Origin of the sequence: Pedobacter alpinus (genome assembly GCF_042684645.1) — a bacterium.
GTDB classification, from domain to species: Bacteria; Bacteroidota; Bacteroidia; order Sphingobacteriales; family Sphingobacteriaceae; genus Pseudopedobacter; species Pseudopedobacter alpinus.
Genome location: NZ_JBHULV010000008.1, coordinates 541,063 through 557,022 on the forward strand (window position 1 = coordinate 541,063; position 15,960 = coordinate 557,022).

Below are 15,960 nucleotides of genomic sequence, written 5' to 3' on the forward strand. Positions count from 1 at the left end.
TACTGTGGCAATTAATAAATTATCCTTAAAAAAAGAGCAGTCAGGTATTGATATTCCTATGGGATATTTTTGGGCTATTTTTTTAATATGTATCGCTCCAACGGTACTCTCTATGCTGGGTGTAGAAATAAATTATAATAATTACAGAATTATAAATTTTTCTAAATTAAGTGAAGGTATTTCAACAGAACTCATCCTCGGAAAAACCTTTTCTACTATCTGGATCATATTTAGTATAGCCGTAGGTATTTTTACTTGCATTTTAACTTTAATAGATTTTAGAGTAAAAAATGATATAGCAGCTCCAATTGTTGGCTTGGTAATGCTGGGTACAGCTTTGTTTGATATGATTCATCTTTTAGTGGTTTTTGGAGTATTAAAAACAGAGCTAAATTTAGATGAAGCTATTTACATGAGCTGGTTTACTAGCAGAATGTTACATGCCATACTTCTTATAATAGGTACTGTTATAATTTTAAAAATAAAATATAAGCCAGAAACTAATAACAGTAACAAAATAACAATATTAAGAAGTATTGGTGGTTTGTTCGCATTAATCACATTTGTTTTAGTTTTATATCTATTTAACATTAAAGAAATATCAACATTTTTTATTAAAAGAGAATCATTTTTTACTCATCCTTTAGAATTAATCAGTATTGTATTATACCTAATTTGGGGAGGTATTTTAATGCCTAAAGTACTTAAAAAGTTTAATGGTATTTTTTTTCAAATGCTAATTTTAAGTATGATACCAGCCATTTTTGCCAATGTTCACATGGCGGTGTTTTTCAAAAATTTTGATATAGAATATAATTTCGCTCAATTTTTAAGGTTTTTTACTTACGTAGTTCCTCTTTTAGGTATAAGTTTAAATTACTCCCGTAATATATCTAAACAGCATCAAATGAATTTAATTTTAGATGAAGAAATAAAAGCTAAAGAAAAAATTCAACAAGATTTAGAACGCCGTCAAAACCTTTTGCAAAATGCAGAGAAACTAGCTAATATGGGTAGCTGGGAGTTAGATGTAGCAACTAAAGAAATTAACTTTTCAGACTCATTGTATAAAATATTTGGCTACATGCCTAATTCTATTTCACCCGATTTGGAATTAATGTTTAACATGATTATACCCGTTTATAGAAACTCGTATAAAAAAATGTTAGAAGAAGCTATAGAAAATCAAACGTCTTTTAATACAGAATACGAAGTTTTGTGGGTTAATGGGCAAAGACGTTATATTTTAGCACAGTGCCGATATATACAATCAGACAACAAAGTAATAGGTACCTGTTTAGATATAACAGAACTTAAAGAAACAACTCAAAAATTATCTCAAAACGAGGCTTTACTAAAAGAAGCAGAATCAATTGCACATAACGGAAGTTTTGAATGGTTTGCTGGCGTAGATCATTTCTTTTGGTCAGAAGAATTATTTAGAATACATGGTTACGAACCTAATTCGGTTGATATTACGCTAAATTTTTACCGAAACTTAATACACCAAGATGATTTAGAAAAGTGTATCAAATATTTAGAAAGCATGTTTGCTAATAAAACAAATTTTGCTTTTGAATACCGAATTAATAGGCCAGATAAATCTATAAGATACATCTACTTAACCGCAAAATTAGTATTAGACGCAGAAGGAAATATCACCAAAATAATAGGTAATTTACAAGATATTACAGAGCTTAAAAATGCAGCAATCCTTTTAGAAAAAACTGAAAGTATTTATAAAACCATTGCTAGTAATGTGCCAGATTCTATTGTCTTAATGTACGATAGAAAATTTAAATTGATACTTTTTGATGGACCAATTATTAATAGTTTTAATTTCCGAAATAAATTAGTAGCAGGTATCCACATCAAAGAACTATTTCCTGAAAGTGATTTTAATGAAAATGTTGAGATATTAGAAAAAGCATTTTCTGGGGAAGAAGTTCAATTAGAGAAAGAGTTTGACGGAAAAACTTTTATGATTGATTATAAACCGGTAAAAAATGTTTCGGGTGATATTTTTAATGTTATGGTTGTAATGCATGATATTACTGAAATTAAAAAAGTACAAAAAAGTTTAGAATTAAAGGTTGATGAATTAAACACTTCAAATCAAGATTTAGAGCAGTTTGCTTATGTTGCATCTCATGATTTGCAAGAGCCATTAAGAAAAATTAGAGCTTTTGGAGATCGTTTACAAAACAAGTTTAGCGCAAGCATTAGCGAAGAAGGGATAGATTATATTAAAAGAATGCAAAATGCATCTGAAAGAATGCAAACTTTAATTGACGATTTATTAACTTTTTCTAGAGTTACAAGAACAGACGAAGGTTTTGTAGAGGTAGATTTGCATGATGAGATGCAAAAAATAATTGAGGATTTAGAATACACAATTGAGAAAAAAAATGCCACTATAGATCTTATTGTAAATCACCATATTACTGCTATACCTGGTCAAATAAGGCAATTGTTTCAGAATTTGCTAACTAATGCTATAAAATTTACCCGAGATGATACTTTACCGATAGTAGAAATTAAAAGTGAAATATTACGAGGAGACGCTTTAAATATTCCTGATTTAGATCATAACAAAGATTATTGCCGTATTACAGTTAAAGACAATGGTATTGGCTTTGACCAACAATATGCCGATAAAATATTTGAACTTTTTCAAAGATTACATACCCGTAATGAGTACCAAGGTACAGGGATAGGTTTAGCTGTTTGTAAAAAAATTGTTGAAAAACATAATGGAGTAATTACAGTAAGTAGTAAGCAAAATGAGGGTACAATTTTTATTATAATTTTACCCGTTCATCATTAAAAAAAATATTATGAATAAACTATTTTGGATTGCCGATGACGACCCGGATGATAGGATGATTATTAAGGAAGCATTTGAAGAAAACAATTGCTCAAATTCATTGTCTTTTTTTGAAGATGGAGAAGAAGTATTACTCAAATTTAAAGAGGCAATTAGTAATGGTAGTATAATTTATCCGTCTTTGTTGATATTAGATTTGAATATGCCAAAAGTTAACGGTTTAGAACTTTTAACTCAGTTAAAGAAAGACGAAATAACTAAAAACATTCCTGTTGTAATATTATCAACCTCAAGAAGCCACCACGATAAGGAAAAAGTGCTAAAACTTGGTGCAGATGACTTCATAACTAAACCTTTTAGTTTTGATGTGATGATTGAAATTACACGCGATTTAATTCAAAAATATGGCTGATATGAAACCAGTTAAAGTTTTGTTAGTGGATGACGATGAGGATGATTTTATCTTAACGAAAGATATTTTTAATGAAATTCCTCAAAGAGAAAATTATAAACTCACCTGGATAAATAATTACGAAGAGGCTATCAATGCAATGCTTAAAAGCCATTACGATATTTATTTGGTAGATTATAGATTAGGTAAATATACGGGTATTGATTTACTGCATGAAGCCATAAAATCAAATGTTGATGAACCAATTATTATTTTAACAGGTAAAGGAGATTCAAAAGTTGATGAAGAAGCTTTAGAAATAGGAGCAGCTGATTATTTGGTGAAAGATCAAATTAATCCTTACACCATTGAACGATCTATTAGGTATGCTTTAAAACATAAACATACTTTAAAAGCTTTAAGAGAAAGCGAAAATAAATTCAGAATTATTTTTGAACGCTCAAAAGAACCTTTTTTAATAATGGATTCTTTAGGCGGTATCAGAGATATGAACCAAGCTGGGCTTAAATTCTTGTCTTATTCAAAAGAAGAGATTTTAAATGTTAATGGGGTACAATTATTCAGCAACCCTGATGATAGTTTACGCTTTACAGAAGAAATAGATCAAAAAGGCGCTATAAATGATTTCAAAACGGATTTTATAAGTAAAACCCATGAAAATAAAAAAGTTTCAGTTTCAGCATTTTTACAAATAGATCAACATGCTACAGAAGAACTTTATTATTGCATAGTACATGATATAGCAGGAAGAATTGAAGCCGAAAAAGCATCAATTGATGCCGAAAAAATCGCAGTTACAGAAAGAATTGCTAAAAGTCTTGCTAATGAAATTACTAATCCATTATCAAATATAAATTTGTCTTTAGAGCAGTTAAAGCTCGAAATAAGTACTGAAGACGATTCATCAAAGTTGTATTTGGATATTATAAAAAATAATTTTGAGCGTATAAATATTCTTATCACAGATTTTATAAATTCTACACAAACTACAGAGTTAAATATACAACCTAGGGCGTTAAGTATTTTGTTAGATGAGTGTTTAGAGACAATTGAAATAAGTGCAAATGAGCATCAAATTAAATTAATAAAAGACTATAGTGATTCTGATATATTTGTTGATGTTGATTACGATATGATGGTTAATGCAATCTCAAACATATTAAATAATTCGGTAGCAGCTCAACCCTCATTTATTTCAATAAACTTTAAGTTACTTAATGCTTTTGTGGTAGTAGAAATACAAGATGATGGTGAAGGTATTAGTGTGGATAATCAATCTAAAATATACGAACCATTTTTCACTACTAAAGGAAAAAGCTCTGGTTTGGGATTAACAAATACTCAAAAAAGTATCATTAATCACAATGGTAAAATAGAATTTGAAAGTAAAGAAGGCGAAGGCACAACATTTTATTTACATCTTCCAATTAGCAATAAACAAGTAAGTTGGGACAATTAAATGATGATTTTATTAATAAAATCAATATAAAATTAATTAAATAAAAATATCTTTGTGTACAATTAAATTAAAAATGAAAAAATCATTAAACTTATTATTTGCTGGCATTTTAGTTTCAGCAACAACATTTGCTCAAGAAAAAAGTGCAACCGCTACCCAAGCAAAAACATTTGGCGGAAGAGAGCAATATAAAACATTTTCAATAGGTGTTAGCGCTGGAGTTTTAGCTCCGGTAGTTGTAATTGGAGGATCAAACGATTTTACAAATTGGAATACAGATTTTGGATATAGCGTTTATTTAAAAAAACAATTATTTCACAGTTTCGGTTTACAAGGTAGTTTGTTGTTTGGTAATTTATCTGGCGATAATACTGATGCACCAAATGGCTTACAAGGAAACTATAAATCTTTTGACACTAAAATTGCTTATGCTGCTGATTTTAAAGGGGTTTTAAATTTAGGGTCCATTAATTTTATGCGTAAAGAAAACGCTGTTAATTTTACAGCTTCTGCGGGTTTAGGTTTAATGGCTTACGCACCAAGCTATGTAAATGCAGCAAATGCAACAATCGACTGGAAAGGTAAAGCAGAAGGTGGTAAAGATTACATTAGGGAAGCATATTTTCCAATTGGAGTGGGTACTAAATTCAAGTTATCTGATTGTGTAAGTTTAGATTTAGGTTACACTATGAATTTTGTTGATGGAGATAATGTTGACGCTAATTACGGTAAACCAATTTCAAAAGATAAGTTTTCTTATACCTCTTTAGGTTTAGAGTTTGCTTTAGGATCTAAATCAAAACCTAATTTAGTTTGGGCAAACCCAGCGGCGTTAGTTTATGATGAATTAAAAGATAATTCTTTAAAAGAAGATGTTTCTAAATTAAAAGTAAGAACAACTACAGTAGAAGGTCAAATTATTGATTTGAAAAAAGATACTGACGGAGACGGAGTTGCAGACCATTTGGATAAATGCCCAAACACACCTTCAACAGTTAAGGTTGATGGAGCAGGTTGCCCTTTAAACGTTATAAAAAATTAGCATAAAATATAATAATAAAAAGCTCCGGAAAATTTCGGAGCTTTTTTTGTTTTAAACAATTTCAAAACCAAAATATGTCTGTTTTTACCGATAAGCAAAGAAATAATATTGTATTAATAACTATTGTAATACTAGCTTGTGTTATAATATATAGTTTAAGAGAATTATTTAATGCTTTTTTGGGGTCTATTATATTATACACTATTTTTAAGCCAGTTTATAATTATTTTCTAACTAAAATCGGGAAAATTGCTTCAACTATTTCAGTAATAATTATTTCTTTTATCATCATCATTATTCCTTTTTTCACCATCAGTTATATGGTGGTTAACAGAATGACAAACCTAAAAAACGATCAATTTAGAATAAAGGCTATAATTTCTAAGATAGATGATTTTGTTGGTGTAAAACTTAATCAACCAAATTTGGTAGAGAAATACGTATCAAAACTTGGTGATTTTGTGCAAGATTTGTTCCCGTCTGTTGTAAGCGGTGCTTTTGGCGTGTTTTTAACCATAACTGTGATGTATTTTATACTTTATTTTATGTTTGTGCAGTCAGAAAAATTTGAAGAAAATTTATTGAAATATGCGCCTTTAAAAAAAAATCATTCATTACAATTTGGAATAGAGTTAAAAAACACAACTTACTCCAACGTTTTAGGGCAAGGAGTAATTGCTTTTGTACAAGGTTTACTAGTTACATTATGCTTTTTTATTGCTGGTGTAGATGATGCTATATTTTGGGGAATTGTTGGTTTCTTTCTTTCTTTTATGCCTGTAATTGGGGCTCCATTAATTACAGGTCCAGCTGCATTGATTCAGTTTTTAAACGGTGAATTTTGGCAAGGTATGTTTATTACTTTATTTACTTTGATTGTGATTATAAACATAGATAACGTAATAAGGTTTATGATTAACAAAAAAATTGCTGATACACATCCAATAATTACAGTAGTTGGAGTAATTATTGGTTTACCACTATTTGGATTTGTAGGCTTAGTATTTGGTCCGCTTTTGTTATTATGGTTTATACATTTGATTAAGATTTACGAAAATGACAAGGCAGTTGTTGAAAATAATGATACACTTTCTTAAATTTTGAATAAAATTTAATTTCTCAAAAAGTTTGGCAAGGTATTTTCTTGTTAAATTATATAATTACACTCAATTTAAAATTTTAAAATCATGAAAGATAACTCAAAAACAGTAGTAGCATTGTTGGCAGGCTTAGCAGCAGGAGCAGCTTTAGGTTTATTATTTGCCCCAGAAAAAGGTTCAGAAACTCGTGATAAACTGTCTGATTCTTTGAAAAATTTAGGAGACAGTATTAAAGAAAAAGCAGCAGAAGAAATCGATAACCTTACAGAATTTAAAGATAAAGTAGTAAGTAATATTAAGTCAAAACTTAAAAATGCTGAAGAAGAATATATTGATGATGTTCATAACGCTTAAATATTAATTATAAATGAATAATAGTAACGCTCAAGGCGAAGAGAGCATATTTAGTAAAATAACTAATTATGTAACTAACTATATAGAATTAAAAAAATTAAGTGCTATAGAAAAACTAGTACTGATTTCTAGTTCTGTTATAGTTGGAATTTTAGTAGCTATTGTTTCTCTGATGGTTCTATTTTTCATGAGCGTTGGTTTAGCTCTTTATTTAGGAGTTATTTTTGGTGTTTATTATTTAGGATTTTTAGCGGTAGGAGGAATATATGCAGTTTTTTTAATATTTCTTATATTAATCAGTAAAAAACACATCCATAACCCATTAACTAATCTTTTTATTCAGAAAATTTTCAAAAAATAATTATTATGGATTTAGAAATTAGAAATATTGATGATTTAAGAGCTAAAATTGCTTTATTAAAAATAAAAAAGCAAGAAGATGAGATTTATCTAAATCAAAAGTACATCTCAGTTAAAGAGAAACTAACAAGTCCTTTTTCTTTTGTTAAAAATTTATTTATAAGTAATAGAAGCTTTTCTCAGCCTTCAAGCCCGCTTAAGGCCGATTTTGTAACTTCTTTAGGTAGAATTTTGATTCCATTATTTTTAAATAAAACTATATTAAGAAATAGAGGCTTTTTATTCAAAACTATTGTGTCTTTGATATCTCAAAAAACAATTAACTCCTCTGTTTTCAATAAAGATGTATTATCAAACTGGATAGATAAAGCTACAGGTTTTGTGAAATCTAAAACCAAAAAAGAGAAAAGATACGGTATTGATGATTATGGAATTCCTCCAGAAAGTGAAACAGCTTAAAACATAAAAGGCTCGATTTTTTTTAAATCGAGCCTTTTATGTTTTAGCACACAATTTTAAGATTCTACAACAGTTCCCATAGCGCAGAATTTCTCAATTCTTTCACTAATTAAAACATCAATTTTCTTCTCTTTAAGTATTTTTAAATCACTAATTATTTTTTCTTTTATAGTTGCACACATTGCTTCTGGGTTTTGGTGTGCGCCTCCCATAGGTTCTTCAATAATACCATCAATTAATTTATTGGCCAGCATATTATCAGCAGTTAGTTTTAAACATTCGGCTGCTTTTTCTTTAAAATCCCAGCTTCTCCATAATATTGAAGAACATGATTCTGGAGAGATTACAGAATACCATGTATGTGCTAACATATAAACTCTATCTCCAATTCCAATTCCTAAAGCGCCACCACTTGCACCTTCACCTACAACTATGCAAATAATAGGAACTTTTAATACAGACATTTCTAATAAATTTCTAGCAATTGCTTCACCTTGTCCACGTTCCTCTGCTTCCAAACCTGGGAAAGCACCTGGCGTATCAATAAAAGTTACCACAGGTTTATTAAATTTTTCAGCAAGTTTCATTAAACGTAAAGCTTTTCTGTAACCTTCGGGGTTTGCCATTCCAAAGTTACGGTATTGCCTTAATTTAGTGTTAATTCCTTTTTGGTGACCAATAAACATAACTGTTTCTCCATTAATAGAACCAAAACCACCTACAATAGCTTTGTCATCTTTTACTGTCCTATCACCATGCATTTCAATAAAATCGTCACATATATTTTCTATATATTGTAAAGTATAAGGCCTTTCTGGGTGCCTTGAGATTTGAACTTGTTGCCAACCAGTAAGGTTGGTGTATATTTCTTTTTTTGTATTTTCTATTTTTTCATCAAGCTCTTTTAGCGTTGCAGACATATCAACCTTAGTTTTCTCAGCAACCTGTTTAACTTTTTCTACTTGATTTTGCAAGTCAGCAATAGGTTTGTCAAAATCGAAAGACGTTTTCATATTTTTTATATTTTGAGAGGTCTAAGTTATTGTTTACTTATCAAAAATGGAAATCTGTTTATTTAGAAGGCTATAAAAACAAAAAATGGAGCCATTATCATGACCCCATTTTACTATTTGTATTTAATTGTGTTTATTTTTTTTCTTTTCTAACAATATTTAATTCTGATTTTGGTCTGGTAACCGCAACTAAACTTTCTGTGCTACTAGTCATTTCTATCCAATAATTATTAGTATCATCTTCTAATTCATAATTTGTTGGTCTAGCTACAATTTTAAGAATATGAACTGTTTTGTAATTTGAATAGTCTTTTTCTAAACTAATTTTACTTTTTTCAGGTAATTCATCAATAGTAGCAACTTGTGTAGCTACTAAAAAAGTATTATTCAAATCATAAATAGCATACGTAACTTTATCGTTTAATGTAAAAGTTGCTTTTTGGTAGGTTTCATTAATTGACCATTTTACATCTTTTGCTCTATAAAATGTATATCCAAAATGTTGTAAAACATTTGATGATATATTCTCTATAGCATCATCTTTAATTAAAAGGTTGTTTGCTTTAGAAACAATGGGGTTAGCTAACGCTAAAACAAATAGTGAATAAATTATAAGATTTCTCATTATTTTAAATTTTAAAGTGTTTAATAATTAATAACACAACAAAAGTATTTAAAATTTGTATAAATGATAGTTATTTATTAATTTTTATAAAAATTTAATAATTTAATGAGGTTTTTATAAAAGAAAATAATTTACCGGCTTCAAATAAACCATTCTTTAACATTTTCTTAAAAAGACTTAAAATTTATTCAACTCAAAGTTTAAGAATTGCTAAAACATTGATTAATAATTGTTTGATGCTTTATTTCGCTTTTTTAATTAATTAAATGGAGTCTTTTGTAAATGAAATGCGTATTATTTTTAATTTGATAATTTTTCGTTGGTTGCTTAACTAAAAATTACATTATTTATATATTTAAATTATATTTGCACTTAATAAAATAACATCCGCCTTATCTGCTTAGAATAGTATTTATGAATAAAATTGAAACAGTTTATATTATTGATGATGATGATGTGTACGCTTATGCTGTTCAAAGGTTAATAAGTATCCAGAAACTGTGTAATAATGTTGAAGTATTCAAAAATGGAAAAGAGGCGATAGATTTTTTTACAAATTCTAGCTTAGAAATCGATACATCTTCTAATATTATATTGTTAGATGTGAGAATGCCTGTAATGAATGGATGGGAATTTTTAGAGTCTTTTATGAAACTTGACTATGCTACTAAAGATAATTTTGATTTGTATATGATAAGCTCTTCAATAGATCCAAAAGATACAAAAAAAGCAGCGGAAATTCCACTCATAAAAATGTACATATTTAAACCCATTACATTTGATGATCTTAAATTGGTTTTTAATAAAGAATAATTATTGTCCCAATTTTAATTAAATCTTTCATCATAAAACAAAACAACATCAATCATAAATTAAGGGCTAAATTTCTTACTTTTGCATTCCTAATTAAAAAGGAAAAATCTTTGATTTGTTTCTTTTTATAAAAATTTAGTCAAATGAAAATTTCATACAACTGGTTAAAACAATTTGTAAATACTGATAAAAGTCCAGAAGATATTTCTACCATATTAACAGCAATAGGTTTAGAGGTTGAATCTTTAGAAGTAGTACAAGCAATTCCAGGCGGTTTAGAAGGCTTGGTAATTGGCGAAGTATTAGACTGTAAGCAACACGATAATGCTGATAAGCTAAGAATCACTAAAGTTAATGTAGGCGAAATAGATGCTTTGCAAATTGTTTGTGGTGCGCCAAATGTAGCTGCAGGCCAAAAAGTAGTAGTTGCAACCGTTGGCTGTACCGTTTATCCAACTAGCGGCGAACCTTTCAAAATAAATAAATCAAAAATAAGAGGAGAAGTTTCTGAAGGAATGATTTGTGCCGAAGATGAAATTGGTTTAGGCGCAGCACATGACGGTATTATGGTTTTACCTAATGATGCTGTAATTGGCACTTTAGCTAAGAACTACTTTAATTTGAATGATGATTTTGTTTTTGAAATAGGTTTAACACCAAATAGGGCAGATGCGGCTTCGCATTTAGGCGTAGCAAGAGATATTGCGTCCTTTTTAAAAATTCCAATTATTCCAAATAATTTAACAGCTTTTAAAATCGACAATCAAGATTTTGCAATTGATGTTGAAGTAGTTGATACTGATGCAGCACCAAGATATTCTGGATTAACTATATCTGGCGTTACAGTTAAAGAATCTCCTAGTTGGTTAAAAGAAAAATTAGCCGTAATTGGCTTACGCCCGATAAATAATATTGTTGACGCTACTAATTATATTTTACATGATTTAGGACAGCCATTACATGCTTTTGATGCAGATAAAATTGCCAGCGGAAAAATTATAGTTAAGAAGTGTGATGAAGGGACAAAATTTAAAACTTTAGATGAAGTAGAAAGAACTTTAACCGCAGACGATTTAATGATTTGTGATACCGAAAAACCACTTTGTATTGCTGGCGTTTTTGGAGGTGTAAATTCTGGTGTTTCTACCGCTACTAAAAACATATTTTTAGAGAGTGCTTATTTTAATGCAGTATCGGTACGTAAAACTTCAAAAAGATTTGCACTAAAAACAGATGCTTCTTTTAGGTTTGAGCGTGGTACCGATCCTGAAATTACTGTAACAGCCTTAAAAAAGGCAGCGCTTTTAATTCAAGAAATTGCAGGTGGACAAATTACTTCCGATATTTTTGATCATTACCCAAATCCTGTAAGTGCTTTTGATGTTGAACTTAGTTTTGAGCAAGTTGATAAACTGATTGGTAAAGCAATTGGTAATGGAGAAATCACAAGCATCATAAAATCTTTAGGAATAGAGATAATAAAAGAAACAGAACAACAATTGACTTTAAAAGTACCAACCTATAAAGTTGATGTTACTCGCCCAGTTGATGTTATTGAAGAAGTTTTACGTATTTACGGTTACGACAATATTGAAATTCCGCAAAAAGTAAATGCTTCATTAAATGTTTCGCCAAAGCCAGACAAAGAAGTAATACAAAACACCATTGCCGATATGCTAACAGCAAATGGTTTTTTCGAAATTTTAGCAAATTCTTTAACAAAATCATCTTACTCAAATAATTTAGATGAAGCAGTTAAAATATTAAATCCCTTAAGTTCAGATTTAGACGTAATGCGTCAAAATATGTTGTTTTCTGGTTTAGAAGCTGTGGCTTATAATCAAAACCGAAGAACTGCGGATGTAAAATTTTATGAATTTGGCAAAACTTACCATGCAGTTGATGGTAAATATCAAGAGCATAATCATCTTTCAATTTTTTTAAGCGGTAAATCAGAAGCAGAACAATGGAATCAGCAAGCTAAACCAACCAGCTTTTTTCATTTAAAAGCAACAGTTGATGCTATTTTGAAAAGATTAAATGTGGTTAATTTACAATCAGACGAAGTAGAAAGTGAAAATTTTGACTACGGAATCCAATACAGAAGAGGAGCTAAGGTTTTAGTTTCTTTTGGAGCTGTTGCTGCTAAAAAAATAAAGCAAGCAGATGTAAGCAAAAATGTTTTTTATGCTGATATAAATTGGGATATGTTGATGATGTTGGTTAAAAATAATAAAATCAGTTACAAAGAGGTCTCTAAATTCCCAGCCGTTAGAAGAGATTTATCAATGCTAATTAACCAAGATGTTCGTTTTGAAGATTTAAAACGAATAGCTATCAAGACAGAAAAAACTTTATTAAAAGAAGTAAATGTATTTGATGTTTACCAAGGAGATAAATTACCAGAAGGTAAAAAATCTTATGCTTTAAGTTTTACTTTGCAGGATGAACAAAAAACCTTAGAAGACAAACAGATTGATGCTATTATGCAGAAATTAATTGCTAACTTCGGTAAAGATGTTGGTGCTGAGATTAGGTAAGTATTTTTTTAAATTCAACATTATGACAATAATAAATGATAAATCGAATTCAAAAAACACTTCAAAAATTCTTCAAGAAAGGTTTAATAGGAAATCGAAATCAGGGAATTTGATGATACACTTCGGGAAACTTAAGCGTAAATTTGATGGATTAGTTAATCAAAAGATGGTAAGAGAAGATTATTTTAACTCTTGCATATCCACTCGATAAGGCGTTAACGATGGAAACGGCATCCTTTTTATTTGTCATCCTGAGCGGAGTCGAAGGAAGGGAAATAAAAAGATATAGTGTACAGCGTGTGAAAACGCACAAATAAATATTATCAATCATCAACAACAAGAACAACAATAATAAATTAACTCTAAACCAATTAAAAATTATAATTATAAATGTCTGTAATTGCTAAGAAATTAGATCAAGTGTTGGACCGCACCCAAAAGCTGGTTGAACTATCAAAGGCTTTGCAGGAGCATAATGAACTGATAAATTTAGAAAACCAATCATTAAAAATAGCATTAGAAACCAGTGAAAAAAAGAAATTTGAGTTGGAAGAAAAGCTTAGAGTAATGAAGTTGGCGAAAAGTTTAGAGGGACCAAGTGAAAAAACACTTGATATCAAACAAAAAATTAACGAATTTGTGCGGGAAATAGATAAGTGTATTGTATTGCTAAATAAGTAATACTTGTGAACCTAATGCTCAGATGGGAGAAATCTCGATAAAAATAAATATTGCCGACCGTGTGTATCCGTTAAAGGTAAACATGGAGGAGGAAGAAGTTGTAAGAAGAGCTGCCAAGTTAATTAATGACCGTATAAAAGAATTACAAGAAAAATACGCGGTTAAAGATAAACAAGACTTACTCTCTATGTGTGTGTTGCATTATGCTACTGCGTCTTTAAATGCAGAAAAAAAAGCAAGTAATGCCGATACAGATGTTGCAGAGAAAGTTTATCAATTGGACAGTATTTTAAACGATTTTTTTAATAAAGTATAATTATTTCATCAGAAAAAACTATTTTTGAAGATATAACCGCCTTAGGTTTTAGGTTTCACTATTTATTAAACTTAACACTTCGATATTAAGAAGGGTAACAAAAGCATCATTCATTTGGCTCTGCCACCTGTTTACGGCTTAAACCCTAAAACATGATCGACAAGTTTACAATACATGGGGTCTAAAACTTAAAGCGGTTTTTTTTATTTTATTATTAATTAAATTTTATGGAAATAGTTTTTTACCTAGTTGTTGCTGCACTGGCATTTGGATTAGGTATTGTTACAGGAAGATACTTACTTCGTACTTTACTTAAGCAACAAGAGGTTGCTGCACAAACCAAAGTGAAGAAAATTTTAAGAGATGCAGAAAACAATGCAGAAATCTTAAAGAAAAATAAATTGTTAGAAGCAAAAGAGAAATTTTTGCAAATGAAAGCTGATCATGAACAAGAGATTAGTCAAAAAAATAACAATATTTCGCAAAGAGAAAATTCTCTAAAGCAAAAAGAACAGTCTCTGAATCAGAAGTTAGAGAATCAGAACAAAAAAGAGCTTGAGCTTGAAAATCAGCGTAAAGGTTTCGAAAAACAAACTGAAATATTAAAGGCAAAGCAAGATGAAGTTGATGCTGTTAAGTTGCAACACCTAACTCAATTAGAAGCAATTGCAGGTTTAACAGCTGTTGAAGCCAAAACTCAATTAGAAAACAACCTGAAAGAAGAAGCTCGCACAAATGCCATGGCCTCAATAAAAGACATTGTTGACGATGCTAGACTAACCGCAGCTAAAGAAGCTAAAAAAGTAGTTATTCAAACTATTCAGCGTACTGCTACAGAATCTGCAATAGAAAATACCGTTTCTATTTTTAATATCGAAAATGATGAAATTAAAGGTAGAATTATTGGGCGTGAAGGTAGAAACATTAGAGCTTTAGAGGCTGCAACAGGAATAGAAATTATTGTTGATGATACACCTGAAGCTATTATTTTATCAGGTTTTGACCCAGTACGTAGAGAGATTGCTCGTTTAGCTTTGCACCGCTTGGTAACAGATGGTCGTATTCACCCTGCAAGAATTGAGGAGGTTGTAGCTAAAACTCAAAAGCAAATTGAAGAAGAAATTGTAGAGATTGGCGAAAGAACAGTGATAGATTTAGGTATCCACGGATTACATCCTGAGTTAATCAGAATGGTTGGTCGTATGCGTTACCGTTCTTCTTACGGTCAAAACTTGTTACAACACTCTCGCGAGGTAGCTAATTTTTGCGCTACCATGGCGTCCGAATTAGGCTTAAATGCTAAAATGGCCAAGAGAGCAGGTTTATTACATGATATTGGTAAAGTGCCTGATGATAACCCAGAATTGCCACACGCAATACTGGGAATGCAACTAGCTGAAAAATATAAAGAACATCCAGAAATTTGCAATGCTATTGGTGCTCACCATGATGAAATTGAGATGACTTCTATGATTTCTCCAATTATACAGGCTTGTGATGCTATATCTGGCGCAAGACCAGGTGCAAGAAGAGAAGTGGTAGAAAGTTACATCAGAAGATTAAAGGAACTGGAGAGCTTGGCATTATCTTACCCAGGAGTTGAAAAAACTTTTGCAATACAAGCAGGTAGAGAATTAAGGGTTGTAGTTGAAAGCGAGAAAATATCAGATGCGCAATCTGAAATTTTAGCGGCAGATATTTCTAATCGTATCCAAACAGAAATGACTTATCCTGGGCAAATTAAAGTGACTGTTATTAGAGAAACTAGGAGCGTAGCTTATGCTAAGTAAGTTAGAGAGATTAGATTCGAGATTTAAGAAATTTTAACTGATTTAAAAGATAGAGATAAAAGCGGTGGAGTATTTTCATCGCTTTTTTTATTAAATATATCAACCCAACTCTGTGAACTCCGAGCCCTCTGTGATTGAAAGAAATCAATATCTTTGTAGCTCAAACCTT

The 15,960-nt window shown here is 30.2% G+C and carries 15 protein-coding genes; 13 read left to right on the forward strand and 2 right to left on the reverse strand.

Features of this window, described 5'->3' with window-relative positions; all coding sequences use genetic code 11:
• The first annotated feature begins 4 nt into the window (after nucleotides 1–4).
• From ACFSSE_RS03490 to ACFSSE_RS03525, 8 genes are all read left to right on the forward strand, one after another.
• Complete coding sequence (locus ACFSSE_RS03490; RefSeq protein WP_379044489.1) at nucleotides 5–2,827, forward strand: PAS domain-containing protein; 2,823 nt, start codon at nucleotides 5–7, stop codon at nucleotides 2,825–2,827.
• 10 nt (nucleotides 2,828–2,837) lie between these two features.
• A complete protein-coding gene (locus ACFSSE_RS03495) occupies nucleotides 2,838–3,239 on the forward strand; it encodes a response regulator (RefSeq protein WP_379044493.1) in 402 nt (133 codons plus the stop codon).
• A complete protein-coding gene (locus tag ACFSSE_RS03500; RefSeq protein ID WP_379100716.1) occupies nucleotides 3,232–4,698 on the forward strand; it encodes a hybrid sensor histidine kinase/response regulator in 1,467 nt (488 codons plus the stop codon). Before ACFSSE_RS03495 ends, ACFSSE_RS03500 begins: the two co-directional genes overlap by 8 nt.
• Before the next feature lie 73 nt (nucleotides 4,699–4,771).
• Nucleotides 4,772–5,740, forward strand: a complete 969-nt coding sequence (locus tag ACFSSE_RS03505) for an OmpA family protein (protein WP_379044499.1) — start codon at nucleotides 4,772–4,774, stop codon at nucleotides 5,738–5,740.
• A 74-nt stretch (nucleotides 5,741–5,814) separates the two neighbouring features.
• The gene (locus ACFSSE_RS03510) at nucleotides 5,815–6,837 is read left to right on the forward strand and encodes an AI-2E family transporter (RefSeq protein ID WP_379044502.1); all 1,023 of its coding nucleotides are present in this window, start codon (nucleotides 5,815–5,817) and stop codon (nucleotides 6,835–6,837) included.
• A gap of 90 nt (nucleotides 6,838–6,927) precedes the next feature.
• Entirely contained in the window at nucleotides 6,928–7,194 is a 267-nt protein-coding gene (locus tag ACFSSE_RS03515) for a YtxH domain-containing protein (protein ID WP_379044505.1), read from the forward strand.
• Nucleotides 7,195–7,207: 13 nt separating this feature from the next.
• Nucleotides 7,208–7,555 (forward strand): hypothetical protein, encoded by a 348-nt coding sequence (locus ACFSSE_RS03520; RefSeq protein WP_379044508.1) that lies wholly within the window; start codon nucleotides 7,208–7,210, stop codon nucleotides 7,553–7,555.
• A 5-nt stretch (nucleotides 7,556–7,560) separates the two neighbouring features.
• A complete protein-coding gene (locus ACFSSE_RS03525) occupies nucleotides 7,561–8,013 on the forward strand; it encodes a hypothetical protein (RefSeq protein ID WP_379044511.1) in 453 nt (150 codons plus the stop codon).
• 56 nt (nucleotides 8,014–8,069) lie between these two features.
• Here the strand turns inward: ACFSSE_RS03525 and ACFSSE_RS03530 are convergent, their stop codons facing one another.
• Together ACFSSE_RS03530 and ACFSSE_RS03535 are read right to left on the reverse strand one after the other, a co-directional pair.
• A complete protein-coding gene (locus tag ACFSSE_RS03530) occupies nucleotides 8,070–9,026 on the reverse strand; it encodes an acetyl-CoA carboxylase carboxyltransferase subunit alpha (RefSeq protein ID WP_379044514.1) in 957 nt (318 codons plus the stop codon).
• 133 nt (nucleotides 9,027–9,159) lie between these two features.
• Nucleotides 9,160–9,651 carry a hypothetical protein gene (locus tag ACFSSE_RS03535; RefSeq protein ID WP_379044517.1) on the reverse strand — a complete coding sequence of 164 codons (492 nt, stop codon included), beginning with the start codon at nucleotides 9,649–9,651 and terminating at the stop codon, nucleotides 9,160–9,162.
• 414 nt (nucleotides 9,652–10,065) lie between these two features.
• Here ACFSSE_RS03535 and ACFSSE_RS03540 point away from each other — a divergent pair, with 414 nt between their 5' ends.
• The 5 genes from ACFSSE_RS03540 (at nucleotide 10,066) to rny (ending at nucleotide 15,791) form a co-directional block, all read left to right on the forward strand.
• On the forward strand, nucleotides 10,066–10,464 hold the full coding sequence (locus tag ACFSSE_RS03540; RefSeq protein ID WP_379044519.1) for a response regulator: 399 nt from the start codon (nucleotides 10,066–10,068) through the stop codon (nucleotides 10,462–10,464).
• A 143-nt stretch (nucleotides 10,465–10,607) separates the two neighbouring features.
• Nucleotides 10,608–13,004: a phenylalanine--tRNA ligase subunit beta gene (gene pheT, locus ACFSSE_RS03545; protein ID WP_379044522.1), complete on the forward strand. Its 2,397-nt coding sequence runs from the start codon at nucleotides 10,608–10,610 to the stop codon at nucleotides 13,002–13,004.
• A 390-nt stretch (nucleotides 13,005–13,394) separates the two neighbouring features.
• Nucleotides 13,395–13,685 (forward strand): hypothetical protein, encoded by a 291-nt coding sequence (locus tag ACFSSE_RS03550; protein WP_379044525.1) that lies wholly within the window; start codon nucleotides 13,395–13,397, stop codon nucleotides 13,683–13,685.
• A 22-nt stretch (nucleotides 13,686–13,707) separates the two neighbouring features.
• Complete coding sequence (locus ACFSSE_RS03555; protein WP_379044528.1) at nucleotides 13,708–14,001, forward strand: cell division protein ZapA; 294 nt, start codon at nucleotides 13,708–13,710, stop codon at nucleotides 13,999–14,001.
• Nucleotides 14,002–14,228: 227 nt separating this feature from the next.
• Nucleotides 14,229–15,791 (forward strand): ribonuclease Y, encoded by a 1,563-nt coding sequence (gene rny, locus ACFSSE_RS03560; protein WP_379044531.1) that lies wholly within the window; start codon nucleotides 14,229–14,231, stop codon nucleotides 15,789–15,791.
• Nucleotides 15,792–15,960: the final 169 nt, after the last annotated feature.

What these genes read in the sequence shown, in the direction of transcription:
- ACFSSE_RS03495 (WP_379044493.1), top strand. Translation starts at nt 2,838, where the DNA reads ATGAATAAACTATTTTGGATTGCCGATGACGACCCGGATGATAGGATG.
- pheT (WP_379044522.1), top strand. Translation starts at nt 10,608, where the DNA reads ATGAAAATTTCATACAACTGGTTAAAACAATTTGTAAATACTGATAAA.
- ACFSSE_RS03550 (WP_379044525.1), top strand. Translation starts at nt 13,395, where the DNA reads ATGTCTGTAATTGCTAAGAAATTAGATCAAGTGTTGGACCGCACCCAA.
- ACFSSE_RS03530 (WP_379044514.1), bottom strand. Translation starts at nt 9,026, where the DNA reads ATGAAAACGTCTTTCGATTTTGACAAACCTATTGCTGACTTGCAAAAT.
- rny (WP_379044531.1), top strand. Translation starts at nt 14,229, where the DNA reads ATGGAAATAGTTTTTTACCTAGTTGTTGCTGCACTGGCATTTGGATTA.
- ACFSSE_RS03535 (WP_379044517.1), bottom strand. Translation starts at nt 9,651, where the DNA reads ATGAGAAATCTTATAATTTATTCACTATTTGTTTTAGCGTTAGCTAAC.
- ACFSSE_RS03515 (WP_379044505.1), top strand. Translation starts at nt 6,928, where the DNA reads ATGAAAGATAACTCAAAAACAGTAGTAGCATTGTTGGCAGGCTTAGCA.
- ACFSSE_RS03555 (WP_379044528.1), top strand. Translation starts at nt 13,708, where the DNA reads ATGGGAGAAATCTCGATAAAAATAAATATTGCCGACCGTGTGTATCCG.
- ACFSSE_RS03500 (WP_379100716.1), top strand. Translation starts at nt 3,232, where the DNA reads ATGGCTGATATGAAACCAGTTAAAGTTTTGTTAGTGGATGACGATGAG.
- ACFSSE_RS03510 (WP_379044502.1), top strand. Translation starts at nt 5,815, where the DNA reads ATGTCTGTTTTTACCGATAAGCAAAGAAATAATATTGTATTAATAACT.
- ACFSSE_RS03505 (WP_379044499.1), top strand. Translation starts at nt 4,772, where the DNA reads ATGAAAAAATCATTAAACTTATTATTTGCTGGCATTTTAGTTTCAGCA.
- ACFSSE_RS03520 (WP_379044508.1), top strand. Translation starts at nt 7,208, where the DNA reads ATGAATAATAGTAACGCTCAAGGCGAAGAGAGCATATTTAGTAAAATA.
- ACFSSE_RS03525 (WP_379044511.1), top strand. Translation starts at nt 7,561, where the DNA reads ATGGATTTAGAAATTAGAAATATTGATGATTTAAGAGCTAAAATTGCT.
- ACFSSE_RS03540 (WP_379044519.1), top strand. Translation starts at nt 10,066, where the DNA reads ATGAATAAAATTGAAACAGTTTATATTATTGATGATGATGATGTGTAC.